Annotated in this window: 25 protein-coding genes; 9 read left to right on the forward strand and 16 right to left on the reverse strand. The window is 73.2% G+C overall.

The window, feature by feature from the left end; translation table 11 throughout:
• Positions 1 to 41: 41 nt before the first annotated feature.
• From AB0I06_RS22990 to AB0I06_RS23015, 6 genes are all read right to left on the reverse strand, one after another.
• Positions 42 to 863 carry an ECF transporter S component gene (locus tag AB0I06_RS22990; protein WP_363120711.1) on the reverse strand — a complete coding sequence of 274 codons (822 nt, stop codon included), beginning with the start codon at positions 861 to 863 and terminating at the stop codon, positions 42 to 44.
• Entirely contained in the window at positions 860 to 2,521 is a 1,662-nt protein-coding gene (locus tag AB0I06_RS22995) for an ATP-binding cassette domain-containing protein (protein ID WP_363120712.1), read from the reverse strand. Before AB0I06_RS22995 ends, AB0I06_RS22990 begins: the two co-directional genes overlap by 4 nt.
• The gene (locus AB0I06_RS23000) at positions 2,518 to 3,621 is read right to left on the reverse strand and encodes an energy-coupling factor transporter transmembrane component T (protein ID WP_363120872.1); all 1,104 of its coding nucleotides are present in this window, start codon (positions 3,619 to 3,621) and stop codon (positions 2,518 to 2,520) included. Before AB0I06_RS23000 ends, AB0I06_RS22995 begins: the two co-directional genes overlap by 4 nt.
• Positions 3,622 to 3,646: 25 nt before the next feature.
• Positions 3,647 to 4,285, reverse strand: coding sequence for an SCO2322 family protein (locus AB0I06_RS23005; RefSeq protein WP_363120713.1), 639 nt, complete (start codon positions 4,283 to 4,285; stop codon positions 3,647 to 3,649).
• A complete protein-coding gene (locus AB0I06_RS23010) occupies positions 4,282 to 5,487 on the reverse strand; it encodes a prenyltransferase/squalene oxidase repeat-containing protein (RefSeq protein WP_363120714.1) in 1,206 nt (401 codons plus the stop codon). The genes AB0I06_RS23005 and AB0I06_RS23010 overlap by 4 nt, the downstream gene beginning before the upstream one ends.
• Before the next feature lie 335 nt (positions 5,488 to 5,822).
• Positions 5,823 to 6,875, reverse strand: a complete 1,053-nt coding sequence (locus AB0I06_RS23015; RefSeq protein WP_363120715.1) for an MBL fold metallo-hydrolase — start codon at positions 6,873 to 6,875, stop codon at positions 5,823 to 5,825.
• A gap of 86 nt (positions 6,876 to 6,961) precedes the next feature.
• On the opposite strand from AB0I06_RS23015, the gene AB0I06_RS23020 reads away from it, so the two are divergent.
• On the forward strand, positions 6,962 to 8,413 hold the full coding sequence (locus tag AB0I06_RS23020; RefSeq protein WP_363120716.1) for an aldehyde dehydrogenase: 1,452 nt from the start codon (positions 6,962 to 6,964) through the stop codon (positions 8,411 to 8,413).
• Positions 8,414 to 8,415: 2 nt separating this feature from the next.
• Positions 8,416 to 8,649 carry a ferredoxin gene (locus AB0I06_RS23025; protein WP_363120717.1) on the forward strand — a complete coding sequence of 78 codons (234 nt, stop codon included), beginning with the start codon at positions 8,416 to 8,418 and terminating at the stop codon, positions 8,647 to 8,649.
• Positions 8,650 to 8,916: 267 nt separating this feature from the next.
• Here AB0I06_RS23025 and AB0I06_RS23030 read toward each other — a convergent pair whose 3' ends face one another.
• The gene (locus AB0I06_RS23030) at positions 8,917 to 9,576 is read right to left on the reverse strand and encodes a TetR family transcriptional regulator (RefSeq protein ID WP_363120718.1); all 660 of its coding nucleotides are present in this window, start codon (positions 9,574 to 9,576) and stop codon (positions 8,917 to 8,919) included.
• Positions 9,577 to 9,787: 211 nt separating this feature from the next.
• On the opposite strand from AB0I06_RS23030, the gene AB0I06_RS23035 reads away from it, so the two are divergent.
• The 3 genes from AB0I06_RS23035 to AB0I06_RS23045 are packed head-to-tail and all read left to right on the forward strand — an operon-like array spanning position 9,788 to position 13,043.
• On the forward strand, positions 9,788 to 11,233 hold the full coding sequence (locus AB0I06_RS23035) for a glycosyltransferase family 4 protein (protein WP_363120719.1): 1,446 nt from the start codon (positions 9,788 to 9,790) through the stop codon (positions 11,231 to 11,233).
• The gene (locus AB0I06_RS23040) at positions 11,227 to 11,976 is read left to right on the forward strand and encodes a class I SAM-dependent methyltransferase (protein WP_363120720.1); all 750 of its coding nucleotides are present in this window, start codon (positions 11,227 to 11,229) and stop codon (positions 11,974 to 11,976) included. The genes AB0I06_RS23035 and AB0I06_RS23040 overlap by 7 nt, the downstream gene beginning before the upstream one ends.
• On the forward strand, positions 11,973 to 13,043 hold the full coding sequence (locus AB0I06_RS23045; RefSeq protein ID WP_363120721.1) for a prenyltransferase: 1,071 nt from the start codon (positions 11,973 to 11,975) through the stop codon (positions 13,041 to 13,043). The genes AB0I06_RS23040 and AB0I06_RS23045 overlap by 4 nt, the downstream gene beginning before the upstream one ends.
• Positions 13,044 to 13,136: 93 nt before the next feature.
• Here AB0I06_RS23045 and AB0I06_RS23050 read toward each other — a convergent pair whose 3' ends face one another.
• From AB0I06_RS23050 to AB0I06_RS23080, 7 genes are all read right to left on the reverse strand, one after another.
• Positions 13,137 to 13,433: a hypothetical protein gene (locus tag AB0I06_RS23050; RefSeq protein ID WP_363120722.1), complete on the reverse strand. Its 297-nt coding sequence runs from the start codon at positions 13,431 to 13,433 to the stop codon at positions 13,137 to 13,139.
• 46 nt (positions 13,434 to 13,479) lie between these two features.
• Positions 13,480 to 14,490: an LLM class F420-dependent oxidoreductase gene (locus tag AB0I06_RS23055; protein WP_363120723.1), complete on the reverse strand. Its 1,011-nt coding sequence runs from the start codon at positions 14,488 to 14,490 to the stop codon at positions 13,480 to 13,482.
• Between the two features lie 98 nt (positions 14,491 to 14,588).
• On the reverse strand, positions 14,589 to 15,416 hold the full coding sequence (locus AB0I06_RS23060; RefSeq protein WP_363120724.1) for a hypothetical protein: 828 nt from the start codon (positions 15,414 to 15,416) through the stop codon (positions 14,589 to 14,591).
• 158 nt (positions 15,417 to 15,574) lie between these two features.
• Complete coding sequence (locus tag AB0I06_RS23065) at positions 15,575 to 16,516, reverse strand: N-acetylmuramoyl-L-alanine amidase (protein ID WP_363120725.1); 942 nt, start codon at positions 16,514 to 16,516, stop codon at positions 15,575 to 15,577.
• Between the two features lie 62 nt (positions 16,517 to 16,578).
• On the reverse strand, positions 16,579 to 16,866 hold the full coding sequence (locus AB0I06_RS23070) for a hypothetical protein (RefSeq protein ID WP_363120726.1): 288 nt from the start codon (positions 16,864 to 16,866) through the stop codon (positions 16,579 to 16,581).
• A 121-nt stretch (positions 16,867 to 16,987) separates the two neighbouring features.
• Positions 16,988 to 17,638, reverse strand: a complete 651-nt coding sequence (locus AB0I06_RS23075) for a class I SAM-dependent methyltransferase (protein ID WP_363120727.1) — start codon at positions 17,636 to 17,638, stop codon at positions 16,988 to 16,990.
• A 101-nt stretch (positions 17,639 to 17,739) separates the two neighbouring features.
• Positions 17,740 to 19,479, reverse strand: coding sequence for an MFS transporter (locus tag AB0I06_RS23080; RefSeq protein ID WP_363120728.1), 1,740 nt, complete (start codon positions 19,477 to 19,479; stop codon positions 17,740 to 17,742).
• A gap of 185 nt (positions 19,480 to 19,664) precedes the next feature.
• Between AB0I06_RS23080 and AB0I06_RS23085 the strand changes: the two genes are divergently transcribed.
• Positions 19,665 to 21,095 carry an MFS transporter gene (locus tag AB0I06_RS23085; protein ID WP_363120729.1) on the forward strand — a complete coding sequence of 477 codons (1,431 nt, stop codon included), beginning with the start codon at positions 19,665 to 19,667 and terminating at the stop codon, positions 21,093 to 21,095.
• A gap of 21 nt (positions 21,096 to 21,116) precedes the next feature.
• On the opposite strand, the gene AB0I06_RS23090 is transcribed toward AB0I06_RS23085, so the two are convergent.
• The gene (locus tag AB0I06_RS23090) at positions 21,117 to 22,319 is read right to left on the reverse strand and encodes a hypothetical protein (RefSeq protein WP_363120730.1); all 1,203 of its coding nucleotides are present in this window, start codon (positions 22,317 to 22,319) and stop codon (positions 21,117 to 21,119) included.
• Positions 22,320 to 22,685: 366 nt separating this feature from the next.
• Between AB0I06_RS23090 and AB0I06_RS23095 the strand changes: the two genes are divergently transcribed.
• The 3 genes from AB0I06_RS23095 to AB0I06_RS23105 are packed head-to-tail and all read left to right on the forward strand — an operon-like array spanning position 22,686 to position 25,604.
• Positions 22,686 to 23,543, forward strand: coding sequence for a MaoC/PaaZ C-terminal domain-containing protein (locus tag AB0I06_RS23095; protein ID WP_363120731.1), 858 nt, complete (start codon positions 22,686 to 22,688; stop codon positions 23,541 to 23,543).
• A gap of 31 nt (positions 23,544 to 23,574) precedes the next feature.
• Positions 23,575 to 24,651 (forward strand): Zn-dependent alcohol dehydrogenase, encoded by a 1,077-nt coding sequence (locus AB0I06_RS23100; protein WP_363120732.1) that lies wholly within the window; start codon positions 23,575 to 23,577, stop codon positions 24,649 to 24,651.
• 11 nt (positions 24,652 to 24,662) lie between these two features.
• Positions 24,663 to 25,604, forward strand: coding sequence for a 3-oxoacyl-ACP reductase (locus AB0I06_RS23105; RefSeq protein WP_363120733.1), 942 nt, complete (start codon positions 24,663 to 24,665; stop codon positions 25,602 to 25,604).
• 133 nt (positions 25,605 to 25,737) lie between these two features.
• Here AB0I06_RS23105 and AB0I06_RS23110 read toward each other — a convergent pair whose 3' ends face one another.
• The gene (locus AB0I06_RS23110; protein ID WP_363120734.1) at positions 25,738 to 25,905 is read right to left on the reverse strand and encodes a hypothetical protein; all 168 of its coding nucleotides are present in this window, start codon (positions 25,903 to 25,905) and stop codon (positions 25,738 to 25,740) included.
• Positions 25,906 to 25,993: the final 88 nt, after the last annotated feature.

Here is a 25,993-nt window from a genome sequence, read left to right on the forward strand (position 1 = left end):
ACGGCCCCGCCTCGTACATGACCCGGGTCACGTGGGGGACCTCACCTGCCGGCGGTGTCGAACGTGACCGGCGTCTCGAAGGCCGCCCGGCGCGTGGCCCGGCGCAGCGCCCTGAGCACCGCGGGGCCGACGGTGAGCGTCAGGACGACGGTGACGACGGCCCGGCCCAGGTCCCAGCCGAGCGAGGTGGCGACGCAGTACGCGACGAAACGGGCCAGGTTCGCCGCGACAGGGGCGTGCGGGTCGAAGGCCACGTTCGAGGCGAGGGCGCTCATGAAGGGCCAGCCCGCCATGTTCATCACCGTGCCGTAGGCGAACGCGGCGAGGAAGCCGTACCCGGCGAGCACCGCCAGTTCGGCCCGCCCGCGCAGCCGGTCCGCGCCGGGCAGCAGGCCCGCGCCCATCGCGAACCAGCCCATCGCCAGCATCTGGAACGGCAGCCACGGCCCGACCCCGCCCGTGAGCAGAGCGGACGCGAACATCGTCACCGAGCCGAGGACGAACCCGAAACCCGGCCCGAGCACCCGGCCGCTCAGCACCATCAGGAAGAACATCGGCTCGATACCTGCCGTACCGGCACCGATCGGCCGCAGCGCCGCCCCCGCCGCCGCCAGCACACCGAGCATCGCGACCGCCTTGGGGCCCAGAACCGACTCCGAGATCGCCGCGGCCACGACCGCCACGAGCAGCACCAGCACACCGGCGAAGAGCCAGGGCGCGTCCTGCGCGTGCGCGCCGATCCGCGAGGTGGGCGGGGTGAGGAAGGGCCAGCCGAAACCGGCCACGCCCACCGCGCTGACCAGGACCAGGGCGGCGACGGAGCGGGGACCGAGGCGGACGGCCCGGGCCTGCCGCGGGCTCACGAGGCGGCCCCGTCGGCGAGGGCCGCTCGCACCTGGGAAACCGTGAGCCACTGCTGCGGGGCCAGGATCTTGGTCACCTGCGGGGCGAACGACGGTGAGGAGACCACGATGCCGGCCGTCGGGCCGTCCGCGATCACCTCGCCCTCCGCGAGCAGCACCACCCGGTGGGCGAGCTCGGCCGCCAGCTCCACGTCGTGCGTGGCCAGGACGACGGCGTGCCCCTGGCCGGCCAGGCCGCGCAACACCGTGACCAGGCGCTCCTTCGCCGCATAGTCCAGGCCCCGGGTCGGCTCGTCCAGCAGGATCAGCGGCGGCCGGGCGGTCAGCACCACGGCCAGGGCGAGAGCCAGCCGCTGCCCCTCGGAGAGGTCCCGCGGGTGGGTGCCGTCGCTGACGCCCGGCAGCAGCTCGGCGACCAGGGCCCGGCAGGTGCCGGGGTCCGCGCCCGCGTCCTGGTCGGCCGCGGCGCACTCGGCGGCGACGGTGTCGGCGTAGAGCAGGTCGCGGGGTTCCTGCGGGACCAGGCCGACCTTGCGGACGAGGTCCTTCGGGGCGGTGCGGTGGGGTACGGCTTCGCCGAGGCGGACGGTTCCGGAGCTGGGCTTGACCAGGCCCACGAGCGAGTTGAGCAGGGTGGATTTCCCGGCGCCGTTGCGGCCCATGAGGGCGATGGTCTCGCCGGGGGTGATGGTGAGGTCGATGTGGCTCAGGGCTTGGACGCGGCCGCGGGTGACCGAGAGGGCCTGGACGTGGGCGGCGCCTTCCGGGGCGGGCCGTGCGGGGCGTTTGCGGGTGCGGGCCGCATGTGGTTGATCGCGCGGTTCCCCGCGCCCCTGAGGGACGTACTCCAGCTGGTGCTTGAGATCCACTGCCCTGCGGCGGGCGTCGCGGACCGTCAGGGGCAACGGGGACCAGCCCGCCAGGCGGCCCAGGGCCACCACCGGTGGGAAAACCGGGGACACCGCCATCACCTCGGCCGGGTCGCCCAGGACCGGGGGTGCGCCCGGGGACGGCAGCAGGACGACCCGGTCGGCGTACTGGATGACGCGTTCCAGCCGGTGTTCGGCCATGAGGACCGTCGTGCCCAGGTCGTGGACGAGCCGCTGGAGGACGGCCAGCACCTCCTCGGCCGCGGCCGGGTCCAGCGCGGAGGTCGGCTCGTCCAGGACGAGGACGCTCGGGTGCGGGGTGAGGACCGATCCGATCGCGACGCGCTGCTGCTGGCCGCCGGAGAGCGTGGCGATCGGCCGGTCGCGCAGAGCGGCGAGACCCAGCAGATCGAGCGTCTCCTCGACACGGCGCCGCATCACGTCCGGGGCGAGGCCCAGCGACTCCATGCCGTAGGCCAGCTCGTCCTCGACGGTGTCGGTGACGAAGTGCGCGAGCGGGTCCTGCCCCACCGTGCCCACCACGTCGGCCAGTTCACGCGGCTTGTGCGTGCGGGTGTCGCGGCCGGCGACCGTGACCCGGCCGCGCAGGGTGCCGCCCGTGAAGTGCGGGACGAGTCCGCTGACCGCGCCCAGCACGGTGGACTTGCCCACGCCGGACGGACCGGCCAGCAGGACCAGTTCGCCTTCCGGGACCTCGAAGTCGACGCCCCGGACGGTGGGTTCGGCGGCCCCGTCGTAGGTGACCGAGACGTCCTCGAAGCGGATCACGACGGCTCCTTGGGATCGGGGGCGACGAACGCGGGCAGCAGGCCGAGGAGGACGGCCGCGGCCGGCCACACGGGCAGGGTGGGTGCGACCAGAGGGACCACGCCCGGGTGCAGGGCCGCGGGATCACGGGCCGCGGCGAGAGCGAGCAGGGCCGCGACCGCGACACCGGAGGCGACGACCAGCCCGGCGCGCACGTCCCAGCGGTCCGGGCGGTAGCGGGTGCGCAGCGAGCGGCGCCCGCCGAGCCTGAGACCCGCGAGGGCGGCGGTGAGCCCCACGAGGAGCACGGGCAGACCGTAGGCGGCGCCTTCGGCCGTGAGCAGGCCGTACGTGCCCGCGCAGACACCGAGCAGGCCGCCGAGCGTGAGGGCGGCGGTGGTGCGCCGGACGGCGGGCGGGACCTGCGCGGTACGGCCGTAGCCGCGGGCGTCCATCGCGGCGGCGAGCGAGACGGAGCGCTCCAGCGCGCCCTCCAGGACCGGCAGTCCCACGTGCAGCAGCCCCTTGACCCCCTTGTCCGGGCGGCCGCGCAGACGGCGGGCGGCGCGCAGGCGCCGGACGTCGGCGATGAGGTGCGGGGCGAAGGTGAGGGCGACGACGACCGCGACACCCGTCTCGTACAGGGCGCCGGGAAGGGACTTGAGGAGGCGGGAGGGGTTGGCGAGGGCGTTCGCGGCACCGACGCAGATCAGGAGGGTGGCCAGCCTCAGCCCGTCGTACAGGGCGAAGGCGAGGGCCTCCGCGGTGACCTCGCCGCCGAGGCGGATGCCCTGCGCCCAGGCGGGGAGGGGCACTTCCGGGAGGGCGAGGAGGGTGTGCGTGCCCGGGACGGGGGAGCCGAGGACGATCGCGAAGAGCAGGCGGACCAGGATCACGGCGAGGGCGAGTTTGACGAAGGCGCCGTAGGAGCGGGACCAGGGGGTGTCGGGACGGCGGGTGGCCACGACATAGGCGGAGACGGCGATGAGGAGGCCGAGGAGGAGCGGGTTGGTGGTGCGGGTGGCCGCGGTGCCGAGGGACAGGGACCACAGCCACCAGGCGCCGGGGTGCAGCTGCGCCCGGTGGCCGAGCCGGGTGCCGCCAGGGCCTGTCGTCTGGATCCTCCCGGCGTCGCGGGGCGTGGCCCTAGCCACGCCGTCGTACCTGCCAGACCGCCGCCCCGCCCAGGAGCGCCACCACGGCGATTCCCGCGACCAGACCCAGGGACGGGCCGCCGTCCGACGGGGACCTCTCCCCGGCTGCCGGCTCGCGCCGCCGGTCCTGCCGCCGGGAGACCTGTTCGCCGCAGCCCCGCTCCGGGTAGCCCGAGATCGCGCACAGCAGGGCGTTGGGGTCGTAGCGCAGCGGCCCGGCCACCGCCGCCAGGGCCTCGGCCGTCGTCGCGTCGGGGGAGATACGGGCGCAGGCCGTGCGGGCGGCGGGCGGCGTCTCGCCCTCGGGGGCGTCGGACGGGGTGCCGAAGTCGATGACCAGGGCCACGCGCTTGCGGCCGTCCCGCGGGGGCGTCTTGGCGCAGATCGTCGAGAAGCCGGCCGTGCCGCGCGGCCGGGTGGCGTCCGCGGAGTCCTCGCTCACCGCGAAGCGGAAGCCCTGGACGTCGCCGTCCGAAGGGCGGGCCACGGACGGGCCCTGGGTGGCGTAGACCCAGCGGTCGCCCTCGCGCTCCCAGAACGACCAGTACCGGTAACCGGCGGCCTGGGCCGGGCCCGTGCCCGCGCACAGCAGGAACAAGGCCAGGAGAAGGAGAACGCCCCGCCGGATCACGGCTGCCGCTGCTTCTTGCGGCCGGTGAACAGGAACCCGATGCCGATGCCGGCGACCAGGCAGACGCCGACGTACCACCAGACGCCGAAGAAGGAGCCCGAGTCCTTCTCGTCGTCCGGGGCCTTGGCCTGCGTGGCCGTCCGCGGGGCCGGGCCGGTCGCGTTGAGCTGCTTGACGAGGTCGGCGCCGCCGAAGTCGCGCGGGTTCGTGCCCGTCGCGTGGGCGGCGAAGATGAGCTGCGCGTAGGCGGCCGGACCGCTCTGCGCGGCCCAGGAGGCGGAGTTCTTCTCCAGCCAGCGCACGGACTTGTGCGCCTGCGCGGTGTTCCCCCGCGCGGCGAGCGCGACGACCGCGTCGGCGGTGTTGCCGAAGTCGGGCTGCGGCTCGGCACCGGCCAGGGCGGACATGAGGTGGTCGCCGTCCTCGGCGAGGGCGGCGGTCAGGTAGCCCGCGCCGTTCGCCGCCGCCTGCTCCGGCGTCCCGGCCTTCTCGCAGTCCGCGTCGGACGTCCTGCCGGGCTCGACGACCATGCCCTTGCCCAGGGCGCCGAGCACACCGGCCGCCGTGGCGTCCGCGTTGGCGGCGAGCTCGCCCTTCTTGTCCGGCTGGAACGCGAAGGCGCCGTCGCCCTTCCCGCCGCAGGGCAGGGCGAGCTTCAGCAGCGCGTCGTAGGGCGACTTGCCGTCCTTCACGACCTGGTCAGGCTTGTCGCCCGCGGCGGTGAGGGCGCCGATGACGACCGAGGTCGAGTTGGTGTCGCTGGCGCCGCCGGGCGCGTAGCCCCAGCCGCCGTCCTTGTTCTGGACGGACCTGAGCCAGTCGACGGCCTTGCCGGTGGTGCCGTCGTGCCCGCCGAGCGCGGCGAGGGCCTGCACGGCGGCGGACGTGGCGTTGGTGTCGCGCATGGTCCTGGCGTCGCAGGCGGTGGTGGGGTCGGGGCGGTACGAGGTGAACGAGCCGTCCGCGCACTGCTGGCGCACCAGCCATGCCACGGACTTCGCGGCCGGCTTCACACCCACCGTGTCCTGCGCGAGCAGCGCGAGCGACTGGCGCCACACGCCGTCGTACTTGGGGTCCGTGCCGCCGTACAGGGCGGAGGGGAACGCCTGGGAGGGCGAGGGGGACGGGTCGGCGGCGGCCGGGGCGGCGGCGCCGATCACGGCGGCGGCGGCCAGGACCGCGGCGCTGCGGCGGACGTTCATGATCGGCGGGTGCCTCTCCCTGTGGGGGAGCCGGACAGCACGGGGCACCCCCGGGCGGCTCGGCTCCGTATACCTCGACGGTGCCGCGCACCGGCGGGCTGCCGGGCACGTGAGCCGGTCACGAGACCGTACGAAGCGATCCGGCTCACCGCCGCGGCGGGCGGTTCACGAAAGGGGTCTCCCCGGTTCGAGCGAAGTCGAGAACTCGGGGAAGGGACGGCGCCGGAATTGCACCGGCTTCCCCCCGTACGGTGTGATGACGACCCGCTTACTGTACCCGGGCGTGAACAGCGGCCCGAGGGGGCCCGGCAGGGGCCCGTCCGGCGCCGCGGCCCTCACACCGCCACGTACCTCACCGGCTCGCTCCCCGCCTCCGCCTCCGCCCGGCCCAGTTTCACCAGCCGGCGCAGATGGGCCTCCGCCTCCGACACGGCGATGGTGCGGGAGCCGTGGGGGATCTGGTGCCAGGGGCGGTTCCACTCCATGCGCTCGGCGAGCTGCCAGGGGGTCAGGGGCTCGGCGAGGAGGGCCAGCAGGGCCGTCAGGCGGGACTCGTGGTGGGTGAGGAGCTCGCCCACGCGGGCGGTCGCGTCGGAGAAGGGGTGCTGGTGGGCCGGGAGGACCTCGGCGGGGGCCAGGCGTCCGACGCGTTCCAGGGAGTCGAGGTAGTCGCCGAGGGGGTCGGTGACCGTGGTCTCCTCGGGGTCTTCGTAGAGGCCGATGTGCGGGGTGATCCCGGGCAGCAGGTGGTCGCCGGAGAACAGGCGCCCGTGGCCCGGGAGCCGGGCGGGGTGGGTCTCCTCCAGGTGGAGGCAGACGTGGCCCGGTGTGTGCCCCGGGGTCCAGATCGCGCGCAGGCGGCGGCCGGGCAGCGCCAGCAGTTCGCCGGGGACGATGTCGCGGTCGGGCAGGGCGGGGGAGAGGCCGGGCAGGGCGCGGGGCCCGGCCCGGCGCAGCGGCGCGATGTGCTCCTCGGGCGCGCCGGCCGCGGCGAGCTTGGCGGCGATGTAGGAGAACCAGTGCTCGGGGCGGGCCTGACGGGTCCGCCGTACGACCGCGGTGTCCGCCGCGTGCATCGCGATCCAGGCGCCCGACACCTCCCGGACCCGGCCGGACAGGCCGTGGTGGTCGGGGTGGTGGTGGGTGACGACCACGCCGTGGATCTCGGCGACCGAGGTGCCGCACGCCGTGAGGCCCCGCGCGAGGGTGCCGAAGGACTCCGGGTCGTCCCAGCCGGTGTCGATCAGCACCGGGCCGCGGTCGGTGCCGACGACGTACACCAGGGTGTGGCCGAGGGGGTTGTCCGGGATGGGGACGCGCAGGGAGTGGACGCCTCCGCCGTGGTCGTGCACCGCCGGTGCGGGCTCATGGCCCTGGCTTTGTGTCATCTGCCCTCCGTCCCGCGGCCATTGCCCACTATAACGAGAACTGGTACTAGTTTCTGAAACACCGTCAGATGCGAAGGCAGTCGGCCATGACCGAGCTCGTGGAACACGGACAGCTGTTCATCGGCGGGGAGTTGACCGACCCCCTGGGCCAGGACGTCATCGAGGTGATCTCGCCGCACACCGAGGAGGTCATCGGGCGCGTCCCGCACGCCTCGACGGCGGATGTCGACCGGGCCGTGGCGGCGGCCCGGCGGGCCTTCGACGAGGGGCCCTGGCCGCGCATGGGCCTCGACGAGCGGATCGAGGTCGTCGGCCGGATCAAGGACGCCGTCGCCGCCCGGCACGACGAGATCGCCCGCCTGATCTCCGCCCAGAACGGCTCGCCCTACTCCTGGAGCGTCCTCGCCCAGGCCCTCGGCGCGGTGATGGTCTGGGACTCGGCGATCACCGTCGCCCGCGGCTTCACCCACGAGGAGCGGCGCGACGGCGTCCTGGGCAGGATCCTCGTGCGGCGCGAGCCGGTCGGGGTCGTGGCGGCCGTGGTCCCCTGGAACGTCCCGCAGTTCGTGGCCGCCGCCAAGCTCGCCTCGGCCCTGCTCGCCGGCTGCACGGTCGTGCTCAAGCCCTCGCCCGAAGCCCCTCTCGACGCCTACCTGCTCGGCGAGATCGCCCGCGAGGCCGGGCTGCCGGAGGGGGTGCTGTCGATCCTGCCCGCCGACCGGGACGTCAGCGAGTACCTGGTCGGGCACCGAGGGATCGACAAGGTCTCCTTCACCGGCTCGGTGGCGGCGGGCAAGCGTGTGATGGAGGTGGCCGCCCGCAATCTCACCCGGGTCACGCTCGAACTGGGCGGCAAGTCAGCGGCCGTCGTCCTGCCCGACGCGGACGTCGAGACGGCCGTGGCGGGCATCGCCCCCGCGGCCTGGATGAACAACGGCCAGGCCTGCGTCGCCCAGACCCGCATCCTCCTGCCGCGCTCCCGCTACGAGGAGTTCGCCGACGCCCTCGCCGCCGCGGCGGGCGCCCTCACGGTCGGCGACCCGCTGGACCCGGCCACGCAGGTGGGCCCGCTGGTGGCCCGGCGCCAGCAGCAGCGCAACCTCGACTACATCCGCATCGGGCAGGAGGAGGGCGCCAAGATCCTCACCGGCGGCGGGCGCCCGGCCGGACTCGACCGCGGCTGGTACGTCGAGCCCACCCTCTTCGGCGACGTCGACAACTCCATGCGCATCGCCCGTGAGGAGATCTTCGGCCCGGTGATCTGCCTGCTGCCCTACGACGACGAGTCCGACGCCGTGAAGATCGCCAACGACTCCGACTACGGCCTGAGCGGCAGCGTCTGGACCGCCGACGTCGAGCACGGCATCGACATCGCCCGGCAGGTGCGGACGGGCACGTACTCCGTCAACACCTTCAGCCTGGACATGCTCGGCCCGTTCGGCGGCTACAAGAACTCGGGCCTGGGGCGGGAGTTCGGGCCCGAGGGGTACGGCGCGTACCTGGAGCACAAGATGATCCACCTCCCGGCGCAGGCCTAGCCATGGGCGACCGCTGGCACATCGAGGTCGACCGCTCCCTGTGCGTCGGCTCCGCGCAGTGCCTCCACCACGCGCCGGACGGCTTCCGCCTGGACACCACCCGCCGGTCCCGCCCGCTCACCCCGGACGTGGACGCGAACGAGCGGGTCCTGGAGGCGGCGGAGTGCTGTCCCACGGAGGCGATCACGATCACCCTGCGGGACGGCGGGGAAGCGGTGTTCCCGCCGGAGGAATAGCGCCCGAAAAAATCATGGCGAGAGGGGTTTCCATACCATTTGGGCGTTCTATCCTGGAAATCGGCCTACGAGGCGAGTGAGGGAGTCCGACCGGAGTGGCCGACGTCGGCAGGAGGCTTCGGCTTCCGCTGGTGCCGACTGCGACGGTAGGGCTGAGAGGCCGGAAGGCGCCGGGCCGGAACCCGGCGACCGGAAGGCGACCCCCATCACCTGATCCGGACCATGCCGGCGAAGGGAACCCGTCTCGTAGGTCCTCCCGTGCCCGGGTCAGGGAGCGGTCGGCGACATCAGGTCGATCAGCCGGCACACCGTCTCGATGTCGATCTTCACCTGGGCGATCGAGGCACGCCCCGACAGCCAGGTGATCAGCGCCGAGTGCCAGGTGTGCTCGATGACCCGGACCGCCGAGAGCTGCTCGGGGGTCGGGTGCTCCTGGCCCATCGCGTCCAGGATGATCGCCGTCGTCTGGCGGGAGACCTGGTCGACCTCCGGGCTCACGCTGCGGTCGGCGAAGGTCAGCGCGCGCACCATGGCGTCGGCCAGGTGCGGCTCGCGCTGCAACGCCCGGAAGGCCCGCATCAGGGTCTCCGCGACCCGCTCGGCGGCCGTCTCGCCCTGCGGGGGCTTCTTGCGCAGGGTGCCGTGCATGTGCTCCAGCTGGTCCTGCATCGTGGCGACCAGAAGGTGGATCTTGGACGGGAAGTAGCGGTACAGCGTGCCCAGGGCCACCTGCGAGGACTCCGCGACCTCCCGCATCTGCACGGCGTCGAAGCCGCCCCGGCTGGCCAGCTGCGCGCTCGCGTGCAGGATGCGGCGCCGACGGGCCTCCTGGCGCTCCGTCAGAGGAGCGGCGCCGGGGGCCGCCGCTCCGGCTTCCACCTTGGCCGGCTTGTTCACCTTGGCGCTCACCTGGGCTTCCGCGGGCATGAGTCGGTCCCGTTCCGTGACCGTCCGTGAGGACGAGTGATCACACAGCATGGCACGGCACCGGCCGTGGCGTGAATCACCTGATCCACTGGTCACAGCGCTCTTACCTGCCGGTAGATTCGGAGCCTCCGAACGATCAAGTCTGAAACTTGTTCTAGATTAGCGTCCCGGCGTAATCTCGCGGGACAGTGCAGGGAGAAGGGGGCTCGGAGTGACCGCTGAGGCCAGGAAGGCCGGGGCCCCGGAGGACCCCGCAGCCGACGGCTTGCGACCGCTCGACATCGCGCTCCTCACCTATAAAGGGAACCCGTTCTGCGGCGGCCAGGGCGTCTACGTCCGGCACCTCTCGCGCGAACTGGCCCGCCTCGGCCACCGGGTCGAGGTCATCGGCTCCCAGCCCTACCCCGTCCTCGACGAGGGCTACGCGGGCCTGAGCCTCACCGAGCTTCCCAGCCTCGACCTGTACCGCCAGCCCGATCCCTTCCGCACGCCGGGTCGCGGCGAGTACCGCGACTGGATCGACGCGCTGGAAGTCGCCACGATGTGGACGGGCGGCTTCCCGGAACCGCTGACGTTCTCCCTGCGCGCCCGCCGCCATCTGCGCGCCCGCCGCGGCGACTTCGACGTCGTGCACGACAACCAGACCCTCGGCTACGGCCTGCTGGGCGATGTCGGCGCCCCCCTGGTGACCACCATCCACCACCCCATCACCGTCGACCGGCAGTTGGAGCTGGACGCGGCGGACGGATGGCAGCGGCGGTACTCGGTGCGGCGCTGGTACGCCTTCACCCGCATGCAGAAGCGCGTCGCGCGGCGCCTGCCGTCCGTGCTCACCGTCTCCGGCACCTCGCGGCAGGAGATCGTCGACCACCTCGGTGTCCGGCAGGACCGCATCCACGTGGTCCACATCGGCGCCGACACCGACCTGTTCTCGCCGGATCCGTCGGTGCCGGTCGTGCCGGGCCGGATCGTGACGACCTCCAGCGCGGACGTTCCGCTCAAGGGCCTGGTCCATCTCGTCGAGGCGCTGGCCAAGGTGCGGACCGAGCACCCCGCGGCCCATCTCGTCGTCGTCGGCAAGCGACCCGCCGAAGGGCCCGTCGCCCAGGCGATGGAGCGCTACGGGCTCGCCGGGGCCGTCGAGTTCGTCAAGGGCATCTCCGACGCGGAGCTCGTCGACCTCGTGCGCTCGGCGCAGGTCGCGTGCGTGCCCTCGCTCTACGAGGGCTTCTCGCTGCCGGCCGCCGAGGCCATGGCCACCGGCACGCCGCTGCTCGCCACCACCGGCGGCGCCATCCCCGAGGTCGCCGGCCGCGACGGCGAGACCTGCCTGGCGGTACCGCCCGGCGACGCGGGCGCACTGGCCGCGGGCCTGAACCGGCTGCTGGCCGACGCGCAGCTGCGCGCACGGCTCGGCGCGGCCGGCCGCGAACGCGTCCTGCGGAACTTCACCTGGGCCAGGGCGGCGCAGGGCACGGTGGCCCGCTACCGCGAGGCCATCGACCGGGCCGGGACCCGCACCCCGCAGCGGACCGCCGGCCGTCCGGCCCCCGCGACCCGTGCCGTACCCACCGCCCCCGCGGGCGCGGCGGGTGCTGTCACCGCAGCTCCGGCAGATGTAGAAGGCGTCAACTCCGAAAGCAGGGCCACGTGCTGACCGTCGACTTCTCCCGGTTCCCGCTCGCCCCGGGTGACCGTGTCCTGGACCTCGGCTGCGGTGCCGGGCGGCACGCGTTCGAGTGTTACCGGCGCGGCGCGCAGGTCGTGGCGCTGGACCAGAACGCCGAGGAGATCCGCGAGGTCGCGAAGTGGTTCGCGGCGATGAAGGAGGCCGGCGAGGCCCCCGAGGGCGCCACCGCCACGGCCATGGAGGGTGACGCCCTCGCGCTGCCCTTCCCCGACGAGTCCTTCGACGTCGTGATCATCTCCGAGGTCATGGAGCACATCCCGGACGACAAGGGCGTCCTCGCCGAGATGGTGCGGGTGCTCAAGCCCGGCGGCCGCATCGCCGTCACCGTCCCGCGCTACGGCCCCGAGAAGGTCTGCTGGAGCCTCTCCGACGCCTACCACGAGGTCGAGGGCGGCCACATCCGCATCTACAAGGCGGACGAACTGCTGGAGAAGATCCGCGAGGCCGGCCTGGAGCCCTACGGCACGCACCACGCCCACGCCCTGCACTCGCCCTACTGGTGGCTCAAGTGCGCGTTCGGCGTCGACAACGACAAGGTGCTGCCGGTGCGCGCGTACCACAAGCTGCTGGTCTGGGACATCATGAAGAAGCCGCTGGCCACCCGGGTCGCCGAGCAGGCGCTGAACCCGCTGATCGGCAAGAGCTTCGTGGCGTACGCGACCAAGCCGCACCTGCCGCGTCCGGCCGGCACCGGGGCGGACGCCACGTGACCACGCCCCGGACGGAACATCTGGTCCTGCCCGGGGTGCTCACCGCGGGAGAGGCCGCCGCGACCGTCGCCGGCATTCTCGCCGTGCAGCGCGAGGACGGGGCGATCCCCTGGTTCCGGGGGCACCACCTCGACCCGTGGGACCACGTCGAGGCGGCCATGGCCCTGGACACGGCCGGCGAGCACGAGGCCGCCGAGCGGGCCTACCTGTGGCTGGCCCGGCACCAGAACGAGGACGGCTCCTGGTACGCGGCCTACACCGACGGCGCGTTCGACGCGGTCGCCGACCGGGGCCGGGAGACCAACTTCGTCGCCTACATCGCCGTGGGCGTCTGGCACCACTACCTCTCCACCGGCGACGACGCGTTCCTGGACCGCATGTGGCCGGCGGTGTACGCGGCGGTGGAGTTCGTGCTGCGCCTCCAGCAGCCCGGCGGGCAGATCGGCTGGCGCCGCGACGACGACGGCACCCCGACGACGGACGCCCTGCTGACGGGGAGTTCCTCCGTCCACCACGCGCTGCGCTGCGCTCTCGCCATCGCCGAGCAGCGCGAAGAGGCCCAACCGGACTGGGAGTTGGCGGCGGGTGCGCTGCGGCACGCCATACGTCACCACCCCGAGCGGTTCCTCGACAAGAACCGGTACTCGATGGACTGGTACTACCCGGTGCTCGGTGGCGCGCTGACCGGCGCGGAGGCCAAGGCCCGGATCGAGGAGGACTGGGACCGGTTCGTCGTCCCAGGGCTGGGCGTGCGCTGCGTGGTGCCCAACCCGTGGGTCACGGGAGGTGAGTCGGCCGAACTCGCGATCGCGCTGTGGGCGATGGGGGAGTCCGACCGGGCGCTGGAGATCCTTCAGTCGATCCAGCACCTGCGGGATCCGGAGAGCGGGCTGTACTGGACCGGGTACGTCTTCGACGACGAGGCGATCTGGCCGCGGGAGTTGACGACGTGGACGGCCGGGTCGTTGTTGCTGGCCGTGGCCGCCCTAGGCGGGCACGAGGCCACGTGCCAGGTGTTCGGTGGTGCGGACTTGCCTGTCGGGCTCGAGTCGGACTGCTGCGCCTGAGAGCTCGGGGGCTCGCCGGTCTCGCGGGTGCGGGTTGTGAGTGGTTGCTCGCGCAGTTCCCCGCGCCCCTGAGGGGCGAGCCCCTGAAGGCGTTCAGTGCCGGTGTGAAACGCGGTTGGCGATCGCGTGGCCGATGAGCAGGTACACCACCGCTGCCAGGCCGTAGCCGCAGACCACGCGGGCCCACGCCTCGTCGAAGGTGAACAGGTCGTGCGACCAGCCGGCGAGCCAGCGGGCCGCGTCGTGGATGAACTGGACGAACGAGTTGCCGGGGTTGGCGTCCAGCAGGTACATCAGAATCCACAGGCCCAGGATGAGGGCCATGATGTCGGCCACGACCGCGATGATCGTGCCGGCCTGATTCGCACCGTTGCGATATCGAGGGGACATGGTTTCCGGATTGCCCTTGAACTCTGGATGAAACCCGGGGAATCGCTCAGGAGTTCAACTCGGCGAGAACGCGCAGGGTGTGCGGGTCGGGGCTGAGCACCAGGAGGTCGGTCACCGGGCCCTTGCGCCACTGCTCCAGTCGCTCGGCGATCCGTTCACGCGGGCCGACCAGGGAGATCTCGTCGGCGAAGGCGTCGGGGACGGCCAGCACGGCCTCCTGTCTGCGGCCGGAGAGGAACAGCTCCTGGATGCGGCGGGCTTCTGCCTCGTAGCCCATGCGGGCCATCAGGTCGGCGTGGAAGTTGCGGGCGGCGTGGCCCATGCCGCCGATGTAGAAGCCGAGCATCGCCTTGACGGGCAGCAGGCCCTCGGCGACGTCGTCGCAGACCCGGGCCCGGGCCATCGGCGCGACCAGGAAGCCCTCGGGCAGCTCGGCCAGGGCCGGGCCGTAGACCTCCGGACGGCTCGGCGCCCAGTACAGCGGCAGCCACCCGTCGGCGATCCGGATCGTCTGGGCGACGTTCTTCGGGCCCTCCGCGCCCAGCAGGATCGGCAGATCTGCGCGGAGCGGGTGCGTGATCGGCTTGAGGGGCTTGCCGAGGCCGGTGGCGTCCGGGCCCCGGTAGGGGTGGGAGTGGAAACGGCCCGCCAGCTCCACGGGGCCCTCGCGGCGCAGCACCTGCCGCAGGACGTCGACGTACTCGCGGGTGGCGGTGAGCGGCGAGGCGGGGAAGGGGCGACCGTACCAGCCCTCGACGACCTGCGGGCCGGAGAGCCCGAGGCCCAGCATCACCCGGCCGCCGGAGAGATGGTCCAGGGTGAGGGCGTGCATCGCGGTCGTGGCCGGTGACCGGGCCGCCATCTGCGCGACCGCCGTGCCGAGGCGGATGCGGGAGGTGTGCGCCGCGATCCAGGTGAGCGGGGTGAAGGCGTCCGAGCCCCAGGACTCCGCCGTCCAGACCGAGTCGTAGCCGAGCCGCTCGGCCTCCCGCGCGAGGGGCAGATGACCGGGGGAGGGGCCGCGGCCCCAGTAGCCGAGCGCGAGACCGAGCCGCATGCCTGCCTCCTGACGGTATGTCAGCTGACGGGGCGACGACTGTACGGCAACGGCCCCCCGCCCGGAAGGGCGAGGGGCCGTGCGAGAGGGGTGCGGGCTCAGCCGCGCTGGATTCCCGAGGTGTCCTGGAGGACGCCGCGGCGGCCGTCCTGCGTCTGGGCGACCAGGGCCGCTCCGCGCTGCTCTACGGCCAGGTACCAGGTGCCCGGCGCGAGTTCGGCGATCGGCGTGGGCGAGCCGTCCTCGGCGAACAGCGGCCGCGGCACCGGCACCGCGAACCAGAACGGGGAGAAGTCCCCGGCCGGCGGCTGCGGAGCCTGGGCCTGCGCCGGCTGGGGCTGCTGCTGCCCGTAGGGCTGCCCCGGCTGCGGCTGGCCGTAGCCACCGGGCTGCTGCGCGCCCGGGTAGCCGTAGCCACCGGGGGGCTGGGCGCCGTAGGGCTGCGGGGCGGCCGGACGCGGGGCCGGAACGAGGGCGCCCTTGAGGGCCGGGATGAGGGGGGTGGCGAGGGCGGCGGCGGCCATCAGCAGGGTGGCGATGAGGGCGAGGATCAGACCGATGCCCGGGCTGGGGAGCAGGTCCTCGTTGCTCCCCTCGATGTTGTCGTAGCCGCCGGGGACGTCGAAGACGTTGCCGAGCGCGCTCCACGCGGCGAACACCGTGAAGGCGGCACCGAACTGGCCGAGCTCGATCCCCGCGATCTTTGGGGCCTGCGGCAGACCACGCGCGACGACGACGAGCGCCGCGCCGATGATCCCGGCCAGCACGACGCTGAACACGACCGGGCCGCTGCCCCACAGACTGGGGAGGTCGACGCTGTCGGGGACATTGTCGAACGAGTAGAGGTCGAGGAACGACGCGATCAACAGCAATACCGCTGCTCCGATCACCACGCCGTCGCCCCGAGTGAGGGAGCGGATATTCACTTCAGGTCCTTCGTAGGTCGTCTCGTCGTCGGTAGAGGCGTCGCTGTCACCATGCCGCCGTCCGGACTCGGTGTGAAGCGCGGGGGTGGCCCCTGATCGTAAGGAGGACCCTATCGTCCGCCCGGTCAGGGTGTCCGCCGGGATCTGCCGGTACGGGACTACCCGCGCAGGAAACTCACGATTCCCTCAGAGATCCCTTGCGCCGCCTTCTGTCGCCAGGCGCCGCTGGTGAGCAACGCCGCGTCCTTGCTATCGCGCATGTTGCCGCACTCGATGAACACCTTGGGAACCGTTGACAGATTGAGACCGCCCAGGTCCTTACGCGTGACGAGACCGCCGCCGTCGCCGACGTAGTTGGAGGGCGCGCTGCCGGTGACGGCCACGAAGCGGCCCGCGACGCGCTCGCCGAGATCCCGGGAGGGGCCGACGATCGCCCGGGTGTCCGCGGCGCCCGCGTGGACCGCGCCGGGCAGGATCACATGGAAGCCGCGGTTGCCCGCGCCCGAGCCGTCCGCGTGGATCGAGACCACGGCGTCGGCCTTCGCCCGGTTGCCGATCCGGGCCCGCTCGTCCACGCACGGCCCGAACGGCCGGTCGCCGTCCTGCGTCAGCCGCACCGTGGCACCCTGCTCCTCCAGCAGCGTGCGCATCCGGTGCGCCACGTCCAGCGTGAACTTCGCCTCGGTGTAACCGTCGTTGGTGGATGTGCCCGTGGTGTCGCACTCCTTCGAGTTCGTCCCGATGTCCACCTTGCGGTTGATCTCGGCGGTGTGCCGGAAGTTGCCCGGGTTGTGCCCCGGGTCGATGACGACGACCTTGCCCTTGAGCGGGCCGGAGGCGGCGGGCGCGGAGGCCGAGGTTGTGGGCTCCGGGGAGGCGCTCGGCTCCTTGGCGTCGTCGGAGGGCGCGCTCGACGCGGCGGGCGAGGAGGACCGCACGCTCGCCCGCCCCGAACCCCCGTCGTCCCCCGGGCCGCCCACCGTCTCGTACACCAGCCAGCCGAGCAGCGCCCCCGGCACCAGCGCGGCGAGCGCGACGGTCAGAGGGCCGCGACGGCGGCGGGGCTGGGGAGGTTCGAAGTCCGGGCCTGCGTACGACACGCCAGCCACCCTAGCGGCCGTGAGCGGGAGCGGCGGCCCGAGGACCGCCCGGCGGGTGGCGGCTACGCCCCGTTCCCGCCGTCGTCCCCGTGCCGTACCGCCTCCTTCACCCGCGCCTCCACCTCCTGGCGCGGTGTGCCCTCCTGCTGCGCGTACCCGGTCACCGCCGCCTGGACGTCCCGGGCGAGATCGCGCCAGGCGCGCCAGGCCGTCTCCCAGGTGGTGGTCTGCTGGTCGCTCCACTTGGTCTGGGTGGGCGGCCCGTAGGCGTCCTGGAGCTGACGCACGCGGGCGTACGCCTCGTCCGCCGCGCGCTGCTTCTCCACGAGCTCTGCGAAGGTGTGTGCCACGCGCCCGGATCCTCGGTCAGCGGCGGCCGGGCGCCGACTCGCCACGCCGCCCGTGGGCCGACCGGGAAGGGGCGGACGGGGCGCAGTTCACCCGCCCAGCCGCCCGGCGCGTGCCGGTGCGTCAGATGCCCGGCCCCGTCCGCCGCAGCACCCGCAGCGAGTCCGTCGCCGAGACCTCGGTGAACGCGCCCGACGCGAGGGCGCGCAGGTAGATCCGGTAGGGGGCCTGGCCGGTGAACTCGTCCTGGGGGTCCGGGAAGACGTCGTGGATGAGCAGCAGACCGCCCTCCGCGACGTGCGGCGCCCAGCCCTCGTAGTCGGCCGTGGCGTGCTCGTCGGTGTGGCCGCCGTCGATGAAGACCAGCCCCAGCGGCGTCCGCCAGAAGGCGGCGATCCGCGGGGAGCGCCCGACCAGCGCCACCACGTGCTCCTCCAGGCCGGCCCGGTGCAGCGTGCGGCGGAACGTGGGCAGGGTGTCCATCAGGCCGATCTCGGGGTCGACCGTCTCGGGGTCGTGGTACTCCCAGCCCGGCTGCTGCTCCTCGCTGCCGCGGTGGTGGTCGACGGTGAGCGCGCCGACCCCGGCCTCGCGGGCCGCGTCGGCGAGCAGGATCGTGGACCGGCCGCAGTAGGTGCCGACCTCCAGCAGCGGCAGCCCGAGCCGCCCGGCCTCCACGGCCGCCGCGTACAGCGCCAGGCCCTCGCCGGCGGGCATGAATCCCTTCGCCGCCTCGAACGCGGCCAGGATCTCGGGCTTCGGGGCCGCGGGCATCGGGTTCCTCTCGGTCGTACGACGGTCAGGGCGCCATCGTGCCGTACCCCCTGCCGCGGGGGCGACAGGGGGTACCGGTGAGTAGGGGAAGGGGCGGCGGGTCAGGCGGGCACCGTCTCGCCCGGCAGCGACAGGTCCAGGTCGACCGGGCGCTCGTCGCCCGCGTGGGTCGCGGACGAGGCGAGCGGGCCGTGGCCCGTGGCGCGGGCGGCCACGACGTAGGAGCCCTGGTCGGGTACGGAGAGCGCGTAGCTGCCGTCCTCGGCGGTGAGCGTCGCCCCGGCCTGGCGGCCCCGGCGGTCGATCAGCGTGACCTTGGCGCGGGCGACCGGGGAGCCGTCGGCGCCCAGCACCCGGCCGCGGAAGCCGCGCAGCACCTGCTCGGCGCCCTCCAGTACCGCGTCCTCCTCGCTGCTGGCGCGCAACTGCGGCTTGTTCGACGGCCGCCTGCCGGGCAGGAACAGCGCCAGCACGAGGCCCACGGCCACCGCGCCCGTCGCGATCAGGAAGGAGACCCGGAAGCCGTGCATGGTCGGGATCTCGACGCCGCCGACGTTGTCCGCGGTGTTCGCCAGCACCATGCCGATCACGGCGCTCGACACCGAGGTGCCGATGGAGCGCATCAGGGTGTTCAGGCCGTTCGCCGCGCCCGTCTCCGACGCCGGGACCGCGCCGACGATCAGCGCGGGCAGCGAGGAGTAGGCGAGGCCGATGCCCGCGCCGAGCAGCACCGAGATGACCAGGCTCTGCCAGGCGGCGCTCATCAGGCCCAGGCCGGCGCCGTAGCCGATCGCGATGATCAGCAGGCCGAGGATCAGGGTGAACTTGGGGCCGTGCTTCGCGGACAGCCGGGCGTAGACGGGGGCGGTGAACATCATCGTCAGGCCGAGCGGCGCGACCAGCAGACCGGCCACGACCATCGACTGCCCGAGGCCGTAGCCCGTGGACGTCGGCAGCTGGAGCAGCTGCGGCAGGACCAGCGAGACGACGTAGAAGGAGACGCCGACCATGATCGAGGCGAGGTTGGTGAAGAGGACGGCCGGCCGGGCCGTGGTGCGCAGGTCGACCAGCGGGGCCTTGACGCGCAGCTCCATCACGCCCCACAGCACGAGCACGACCGCCGACGCGGCGAACAGGCCGAGGGTGGTGCCCGAGGCCCAGCCCCAGTCGCTGCCCTTGGTGATCGGCAGCAGGAACAGCACCAGCCCGGCGGACAGGCCGAGCGCGCCCGGCAGGTCGAAGCTGCCCTCGGCGCGCATCGGGGACTCCGGTACGACGAGGAGGGTGAGGGCGATCGCCAGCACACCGAGACCGGCGGCGCCGTAGTAGAGGGAGTGCCAGTCGCTGTGCTGGGCGACCAGGGCGGCGGCGGGCAGGGCGAGGCCGCCGCCGACGCCGATGGAGGAGCTCATCAGGGCCATCGCCGAGCCGAGCTTCTCGCGGGGCAGCATGTCGCGCATCAGGCCGATGCCGAGCGGGATCGCGCCCATCGCGAAGCCCTGGAGCGTACGGCCGGTGATCATGAGCAGCAGATCGCTGGTGAGCGCGCTGACCAGCGCGCCGACGACCATCACGGCCAGGCTCAGGATCAGCATGCGCCGCTTGCCGTAGAGGTCGCCGAGGCGGCCCATGATCGGGGTGGCCACCGCGCCCGACAGGAGGGTCGAGGTGAGGACCCAGGTGGCGTTGCTGGGGGCGGTGTCCAGCAGCTGCGGCAGGTCCTTGATCACCGGGACGAGCAGGGTCTGCATCACCGCGACAACGATGCCCGCGAAGGCGAGCACCGGGACCACGGCCCCGCTCGCTCTGCCGGCGGGGCGGTCTGTCGTCGTCTGCGTCATTGAGGAGGGCCTCCAGGCCGGGGAGCGTCGGATTACATGGACTCTGAACCTCGTATGTCCAGGCAACTATTCCGTTGCTTTGGCACCCTAACGAAAACTTGACCTTCTCTTGGGGGAGGGTCTGGTCCCGCCCGCGGGGTCCTAGGTCCAAATTCCGATGCACGGCGCGCGGATCGGTTGAGAGCATGACACCCATGCTCGAAGCCGCCGAGACGACCCGTACGCCCCGCCGAACCGCGCCTCCCACCTGGCTGGTGGTGGCACTCACCTGCGCCGGGCAGTTCCTCGTCGTGCTGGACGTGTCCGTCGTCAACGTGGCGCTGCCGTCGATGCGGGCGGGCCTCGGGCTGAGCGAGCAGGGCCTGCAATGGGTGGTGAACGCCTACGCCATCGCCTTCGCCGGGTTCATGCTGCTCGGCGGACGCGCCGGAGACCTCTACGGCCGCAAGCGGATGTTCCTGGTCGGGCTCGGCCTGTTCACCCTCGCCTCGGCGGCCGGCGGGCTGGCACAGGACGACTGGCACCTGCTCGTGGCCCGGGCCGTGCAGGGGCTGGGCGCGGCGGTGCTGGCGCCCTCGACGCTCACGATCCTCACGGCCTCGGTGCCCGAAGGCGCCGCCCGGGCCCGGGCCATCGGGACCTGGACGGCGGTCGGGGCCGGTGGCGGCGCGGCGGGCGGCCTGGTCGGCGGGCTGCTGGTGGAGACGCTCTCCTGGCGCTGGGTCCTGCTGATCAACGTGCCCGTCGGAGCCGTGGTGCTGTGCGCCGCCGCCTGGTTCCTCACCGAGGGCCGGGCCGGGGACGGCCGCCGCCTCGACCTGCCCGGCGCGCTGCTCGTCACGGCCGGCCTCGGCACGCTGGCCTACGGCATCTCCCAGACGGAGGCGGCGGGCTGGACGGCCTCGGCCACCCTGCTGCCGCTGCTCGCCGGGGCGGCCCTGCTCGGGGCGTTCCTGGCGGTCGAGGCCCGCACGGCGAGCCCGCTGATGCCGCTCGGCCTGCTGCGCGTGCGCTCGGTCTCCTCGGCGAACGTCTCGATGTTCCTGTGCGGCTCGGCGATGTTCTGCATGTGGTTCTTCATGACCCTCTACGCGCAGAACGTCCTCGGCTACACCCCGATCGAGGCCGGCCTCGCCCTGGTCCCGAGCTCCCTGGCCGTCATCCTCGGCTCCAAGCTCGCGCCCCGCCTGATGCGGCCGGTCGGCCCGCGCAACGTCGCCGCGCTGGGCACCCTGGTCGCCGTGGCCGGCTTCGCCTGGCAGTCCACGATGACTCCCCACGGCTCCTACGCCACCGCCATCCTCTTCCCCGGCATCCTCATGATGCTCGGCGCGGGCCTGGCGGCGACCCCCCTGGCCTCCCTGGCCACGTCCGGCGCCGCCCCCGAGGAGGCGGGCCTGGTCTCCGGCCTCGTCAACACCTCCCGCACGATGGGCGGTTCCCTGGGCCTGGCGGTCCTGTCCACCCTCGCGGCGTCCGAATCGGCGGGGGCCGGCACCCCGCAGGCCCTGACCGCGGGCTACGCCCTGGCGTTCCGGGTGGGGGCCGGGGTGCTCGCGGCCGGAGCGGTGCTGATGTGGGTGTGGCTGCCCCGGCAGGCCCCCCGGGCCCCGTGAGGGACGCGGACGGGGCTCCGGTCAGGGGCGGGACGTGTTCAGCAGCGAGGCCAGCGTCCGCGTGAACGACGTCGCCGAATGGTCGGCGTGGTCGCGGATGCGCGCCGCCACGGCCGCGGCGCCGCCGCCCTCAAGGAGGCGGACGATCCGGTCCTGGTCCTGCCCGTGCCCCTGCAGGGTGGTCAGATAGAAGTCCGTCGCGTCGTACGCCATGTGGAAGACGTGCTTCTTCACATCGCTCAGCGTCAGGTAGTCGTCGTGCGTCTTGGGCGTCGGCTCGGGCGCGCCGACGCACACCGCCGGGGTGCCCGCGCCCCACGCGTTGACGGCCAGGTGGTACGTGTCCGTGATGACCAGCCGGTAGCGGGGCAGGACGCCGACCAGGTCGCCGACGGTGGGGTGCCCCGGGCGGGCCCGGATGTGGCTCACCTCGGCGGGCACGTCCCGGTCGAACCAGGGCAGCCACTCCAGCGGGGCGCCCAGGCGGTCGGCCAGGCCCTGGCAGAAGCCCGGCAGCCAGTCGGGGATCGGCGTACGGGCACCGAGGAAGACCCCGATCGCACCGCCGTCGGGGACCGACCGGGACCAGGGCGTCGTGGGGAGGTGATCCAGGTCGCCGGGGCGGGACAGCAGCGCCGCGTCCGAACCGAAGTGGTCGGTCGTCCGGTCCTCCCGCAGATGCGCGATCTTCGCCGCCGAGAGCGGATCGCGCACCCACATCCGGTGGCTGCGCCTCACCAGCCGGGAGAACAGCGGGCCGTACTCCTTGTCCTCGTAGTCGGACTGCGTGTTGTGCAGGATCGTCCCGCCGTAGCTGAGCGTGCGGGCGAGGACCTCGTCCGGCTGGTCCGCGAACAGCAGGGCCCGGTTCAGCTGGTCCCGGGCGTCCTCCCGGTCCGCGGCGAAGCCGAAGTCGAGCAGCCGGTTCGTCGCGTCCTGCGCCAGGTAGTGCCGGGTGTGCAGGAAGTCGCCCCAGAAGACGACCGCGTCATGGTCCCGGAGCGTGTGGAGGTGCTCGGCCAGCGGGTGGAAGCGGAACGGGAAGCCGGTGCCGCGCGCGCCGTCGCGCAGCGGCACGGTCTCCGGCGTGTGCAGCGTGTACCAGGTGGCGTCGAACGCCGTGTCCATCCGCCGCCGCAGGGACTCGAACGCCAAGTCCACGGTGAGCATGCCCGTGTTGCGGTACCCGATGTTCGGTGCGGTGATGACGGCGACGCGTCCCATGTGCTCCCGTTCCCCCAGCCGTTGCCGGCGCTCTCGACGTGTGGTGGCGCGAACCACCGGCCAACGTACACGTCCGCCTCGCTGCGGGAACGTCCCGCCCCCGCGGCGGTGCCTCTCCCGCGCCCGGCTGAAGCTCCGCCGCCGTCCGGCGGAGCGGCCTGCCGGCCTCCGGCGACCTGTGCAGCTGACACGGCGTCAGGAGGCTTCACAAGTGCCGAGGCCTCGGCTATACAGAGGGCGCGAGACTGAAACGCGTTCCAGTCAGGGTCCCGGGTTCGTGTTCCGGTCTCGGTGCCAGACGGCCTCGGTGCGGCCGACGGTGCGGACGGCCGTACCGAGGTCCTTCCTCCGGCGATCAGGAGCCCCATGCCCATCGACGCAGCCACGGCGCTCGCGGCCGAACCCCGGACCGGCGAGATCTCCTGGGACCACAGGGACGTGCAGCTCTACCACCTCGGCATCGGCGCGGGCAGCCCCGCCACCGACCCCGACGAACTGCGCTACACCCTGGAGTCCCGGCTGCACGTCCTGCCGAGCTTCGCCACCGTCGCCGGCGGCGGAAAGCCCGGCGTGACCGGCGGACTGTCCATGCCCGGCGTCGAGGTCGACCTGGCCCGCGTCCTGCACGGCGGCCAGAGCCTCGTCCTGCACCGGCCCCTCCCGGCCGCGGGCACCGCCACCGCGGTCAACCGGATCGCCGCCGTCCACGACAAGGGCACCGCGGCCGTCCTCGTGCTGCGCACCGAAGTCACCGACGCGGGCGGCCCGTTGTGGACCAACGACGCGCAGATCTTCATCCGCGGCGAGGGCGGCTGGGGCGGCGAACGCGGCCCCTCGGCCCGCCTGGAACCCCCCACCGGCGAACCCGACCGGACCGTGGAGCGGCCGACCCGCGAGGACCAGGCCCTGCTCTACCGCCTCTCCGGCGACTACAACCCCCTGCACGCCGACCCGGAATTCGCCAAGCTCGCCGGCTTCGAACGGCCCATCCTGCACGGCCTGTGCACCTACGGCATCACGCTCAAGGCCGTCGTCGACACCCTCCTGGGCGGGGACGTGACCCGGGTGCGCTCGTACACCACCCGGTTCGCCGGGGTGGTGTACCCGGGGGAGACCCTGCGGATCCGCATGTGGCACACGCCCGGGGCCACCCGGGTCGCCGTCGGCGCCGTGGAGCGGGACGACGCGCCCGTCCTCGCCGACACCGTCGTCGAACACCCCTGAGTCCACACCGCCGTACGAAGGAGCCCGCACCATGCGCGCAGCCGTACTGCACGAGATCGGCCAGGACAAGCTGGAGGTCCTCGACGACGTCGAGGCGGTGGGGTTCGGACCCGGCAAGGTGCGGATCCGGGTGCGCGCCACGGGACTGTGCCACTCGGACCTGTCCGCGATGAGCGGAGTGCTGCCGCAGCCCGCGCCGTTCGTGCCCGGGCACGAGGGAGCGGGGGAGATCATCGAGGCCGGCGAGGGCGTGAGCCACCTGAAGGCCGGCGACCGGGTCGTGGTGTGCTGGCTGCCCGCCTGCGGGGCCTGCCCCGCCTGCAAGCGCGGCCAGACCGAGCTGTGCCTGGCCGGGTTCATGAACGCCGGCACCCCCAACTTCAAACGCCCCGGCGGGGACGTCTTCGGCTTCGCCGGCACCGGCACCTTCAGCGAGGAGGTCGTCGTCGACGCCGGCTGCGCGGTGCCGATACCCGACGACGTGCCCTTCGACATCGCCGCCCTCATCGGCTGCGGAGTGACGACCGGCCTCGGCGCGGCGCTCAACACCGCCGACCTGGAGGCCGGTTCGTCGGTGGCGGTCATCGGCTGCGGGGGCGTCGGCATCTCGGTGATCCAGGGCGCCCGGCTCAGGGGCGCCGCCGAGATCGTCGCCGTCGACCCGATCGCCGCGCGCCGCGAGTCCGCGCTCGCCTTCGGCGCCACCCGGGCCGTCTCACCCGACGAACTGCCCGACACCACACAGCAGATCACCGCAGGCGAGGGCTTCGACCACGTCTTCGAGGTCGTCGGCAAGGCCGCCACGGCACGCACCGCCTACGACACCACCCGGCGCGGCGGCACCCTCGTGGTGGTCGGCGCCGGAGCCATGGACGACTTCCTCCAGCTCAACATGTTCGAGCTGTTCTTCGACGAGAAGCGGATCCTGCCCTCCCTGTACGGCGGCGGAGACGTGCTGCGCTCCTACGAACGCACCATCGCCCTGTGGCGCGCGGGCCGGGTCGACCTAGCGGGCCTGATCACCCACCGGGTCCCGCTCGCCGACGTCAACGAGGCCCTGGACCAGATGCGCACCGGGACCGCCCTGCGCACCTGCGTCGAGATGTGAGGGCCCAGACCATGGCGCTGCCCCTTGAGGGACTGTCCGCGATCGTCACGGGCGCGGGCCGCGGGCTCGGCCGGGCCGAGGCGCTGGAACTCGCCCGGCTCGGCGCCGCCGTCGTCGTCAACGACTACGGACAGCCCGGCCGCGACGGCACGGGCGAGGCCTCGGCCGGGCCCGCCGAGGAGGTCGCCGCCGAGATCCGCGCGGCCGGCGGGACCGCCCTCGCGCACGCCGGTGACGTCTCCGACTTCGCGCAGGCGCGCACGCTCGTCCAGTCGGCGGTCGACGCGTTCGGCCGGCTCGACATCCTCGTCAACAACGCCGGCATCCTGCGCGACCGCATGGTGTTCTCGATGTCCGAGGAGGAGTGGGACTCCGTGCTCCGCGTGCACCTCAAGGGCCACTTCAACACCACCCGGTTCGCCACCGCGCACTGGCGGGAGCGGTCCAAACGGGCCGGGGAGCCGGTGTTCGGGCGGATCGTGAACACGTCCTCGGAGGCGTTCCTCGCCGGTTCCGCCGGGCAGCCCAACTACGCGGCGGCCAAGGGCGGCATCGTCGGCCTCACCACCTCCACCGCCCTCGCCCTGGGCAGGTACGGCGTCACGGCCAACGCCATCTGCCCGCGCGCCCGCACCCGGATGACCGAGGACGTCTTCGCGGGCGTCGAGCGGCCCTCGGGCAGCGGCCTCGACCCGCTCGCCCCCGAGCACGTGGCCCCCCTCGTCGGCTACCTGGCCTCACCCGCCGCCGCCCACGTCACCGGGCAGCTCCTCGTGGTGCACGGCGGGACGGTCGCCGTCGTCGAACGGCCGCGGATCGCCGCGAAGTTCGACAGCAAGCAGGACACCTTCACGTACGACGAGCTGGAGGCCGTCCTCGGGCCGTACTACGCGGACCGGCCGGCCGGGGAGACGTTCGCGGCGGCGGAGGTGCTGGGCCTGAAGCGCGGGTGACAGGACGGAGAACGGCCCTCCCCGCTCGGTGACAGGACGGAGAACGGCCCTCCCCGCTCGGTGACAGGACACGGAGCGGCCCTCCCCGCTTGTGGCGGGAAGGGCCGCTCGCCGTCTGGTGACTGACGTCCCGTCAGACCGCAGTCACTACCTGCTCGGTCTCCGTCACCGGCTTGCGGTGACGTCCGCGCGGAGCCGTCTCGCCGTCCCGCGTGGAGACCTCACCACGGTGCCGGCCCGGGCCGGTGGAGGACTGCTGGACGTCGGTATGGCGCGGCTGGTTCGTGCTGGCGTCGCTCATCGGATGGAATTCACCCCGTAACATGATCTTTTTTACAGCCGGGTGAGTCTAACCGGCTCCCCCGACACCGGATCCAGGCGGCCACGCC

This window comes from Streptomyces sp. NPDC050674 (assembly GCF_040654575.1).
Lineage (GTDB): Bacteria > Actinomycetota > Actinomycetes > Streptomycetales > Streptomycetaceae > Streptomyces.

Bases quoted from the DNA above. Each gene is read 5' to 3' on its own strand.
- AB0I06_RS23010 (WP_363120714.1), bottom strand. From the start codon at position 5,487: ATGAACGTCCGCCGCAGCGCCGCGGTCCTGGCCGCCGCCGCCGTGATC.
- AB0I06_RS23015 (WP_363120715.1), bottom strand. From the start codon at position 6,875: ATGACACAAAGCCAGGGCCATGAGCCCGCACCGGCGGTGCACGACCAC.
- AB0I06_RS23020 (WP_363120716.1), top strand. From the start codon at position 6,962: ATGACCGAGCTCGTGGAACACGGACAGCTGTTCATCGGCGGGGAGTTG.
- AB0I06_RS23025 (WP_363120717.1), top strand. From the start codon at position 8,416: ATGGGCGACCGCTGGCACATCGAGGTCGACCGCTCCCTGTGCGTCGGC.
- AB0I06_RS23030 (WP_363120718.1), bottom strand. From the start codon at position 9,576: ATGCCCGCGGAAGCCCAGGTGAGCGCCAAGGTGAACAAGCCGGCCAAG.
- AB0I06_RS23050 (WP_363120722.1), bottom strand. From the start codon at position 13,433: ATGTCCCCTCGATATCGCAACGGTGCGAATCAGGCCGGCACGATCATC.
- AB0I06_RS23055 (WP_363120723.1), bottom strand. From the start codon at position 14,490: ATGCGGCTCGGTCTCGCGCTCGGCTACTGGGGCCGCGGCCCCTCCCCC.
- AB0I06_RS23075 (WP_363120727.1), bottom strand. From the start codon at position 17,638: ATGCCCGCGGCCCCGAAGCCCGAGATCCTGGCCGCGTTCGAGGCGGCG.
- AB0I06_RS23080 (WP_363120728.1), bottom strand. From the start codon at position 19,479: ATGACGCAGACGACGACAGACCGCCCCGCCGGCAGAGCGAGCGGGGCC.
- AB0I06_RS23085 (WP_363120729.1), top strand. From the start codon at position 19,665: ATGACACCCATGCTCGAAGCCGCCGAGACGACCCGTACGCCCCGCCGA.
- AB0I06_RS23090 (WP_363120730.1), bottom strand. From the start codon at position 22,319: ATGGGACGCGTCGCCGTCATCACCGCACCGAACATCGGGTACCGCAAC.
- AB0I06_RS23095 (WP_363120731.1), top strand. From the start codon at position 22,686: ATGCCCATCGACGCAGCCACGGCGCTCGCGGCCGAACCCCGGACCGGC.
- AB0I06_RS23100 (WP_363120732.1), top strand. From the start codon at position 23,575: ATGCGCGCAGCCGTACTGCACGAGATCGGCCAGGACAAGCTGGAGGTC.
- AB0I06_RS23105 (WP_363120733.1), top strand. From the start codon at position 24,663: ATGGCGCTGCCCCTTGAGGGACTGTCCGCGATCGTCACGGGCGCGGGC.
- AB0I06_RS23110 (WP_363120734.1), bottom strand. From the start codon at position 25,905: ATGAGCGACGCCAGCACGAACCAGCCGCGCCATACCGACGTCCAGCAG.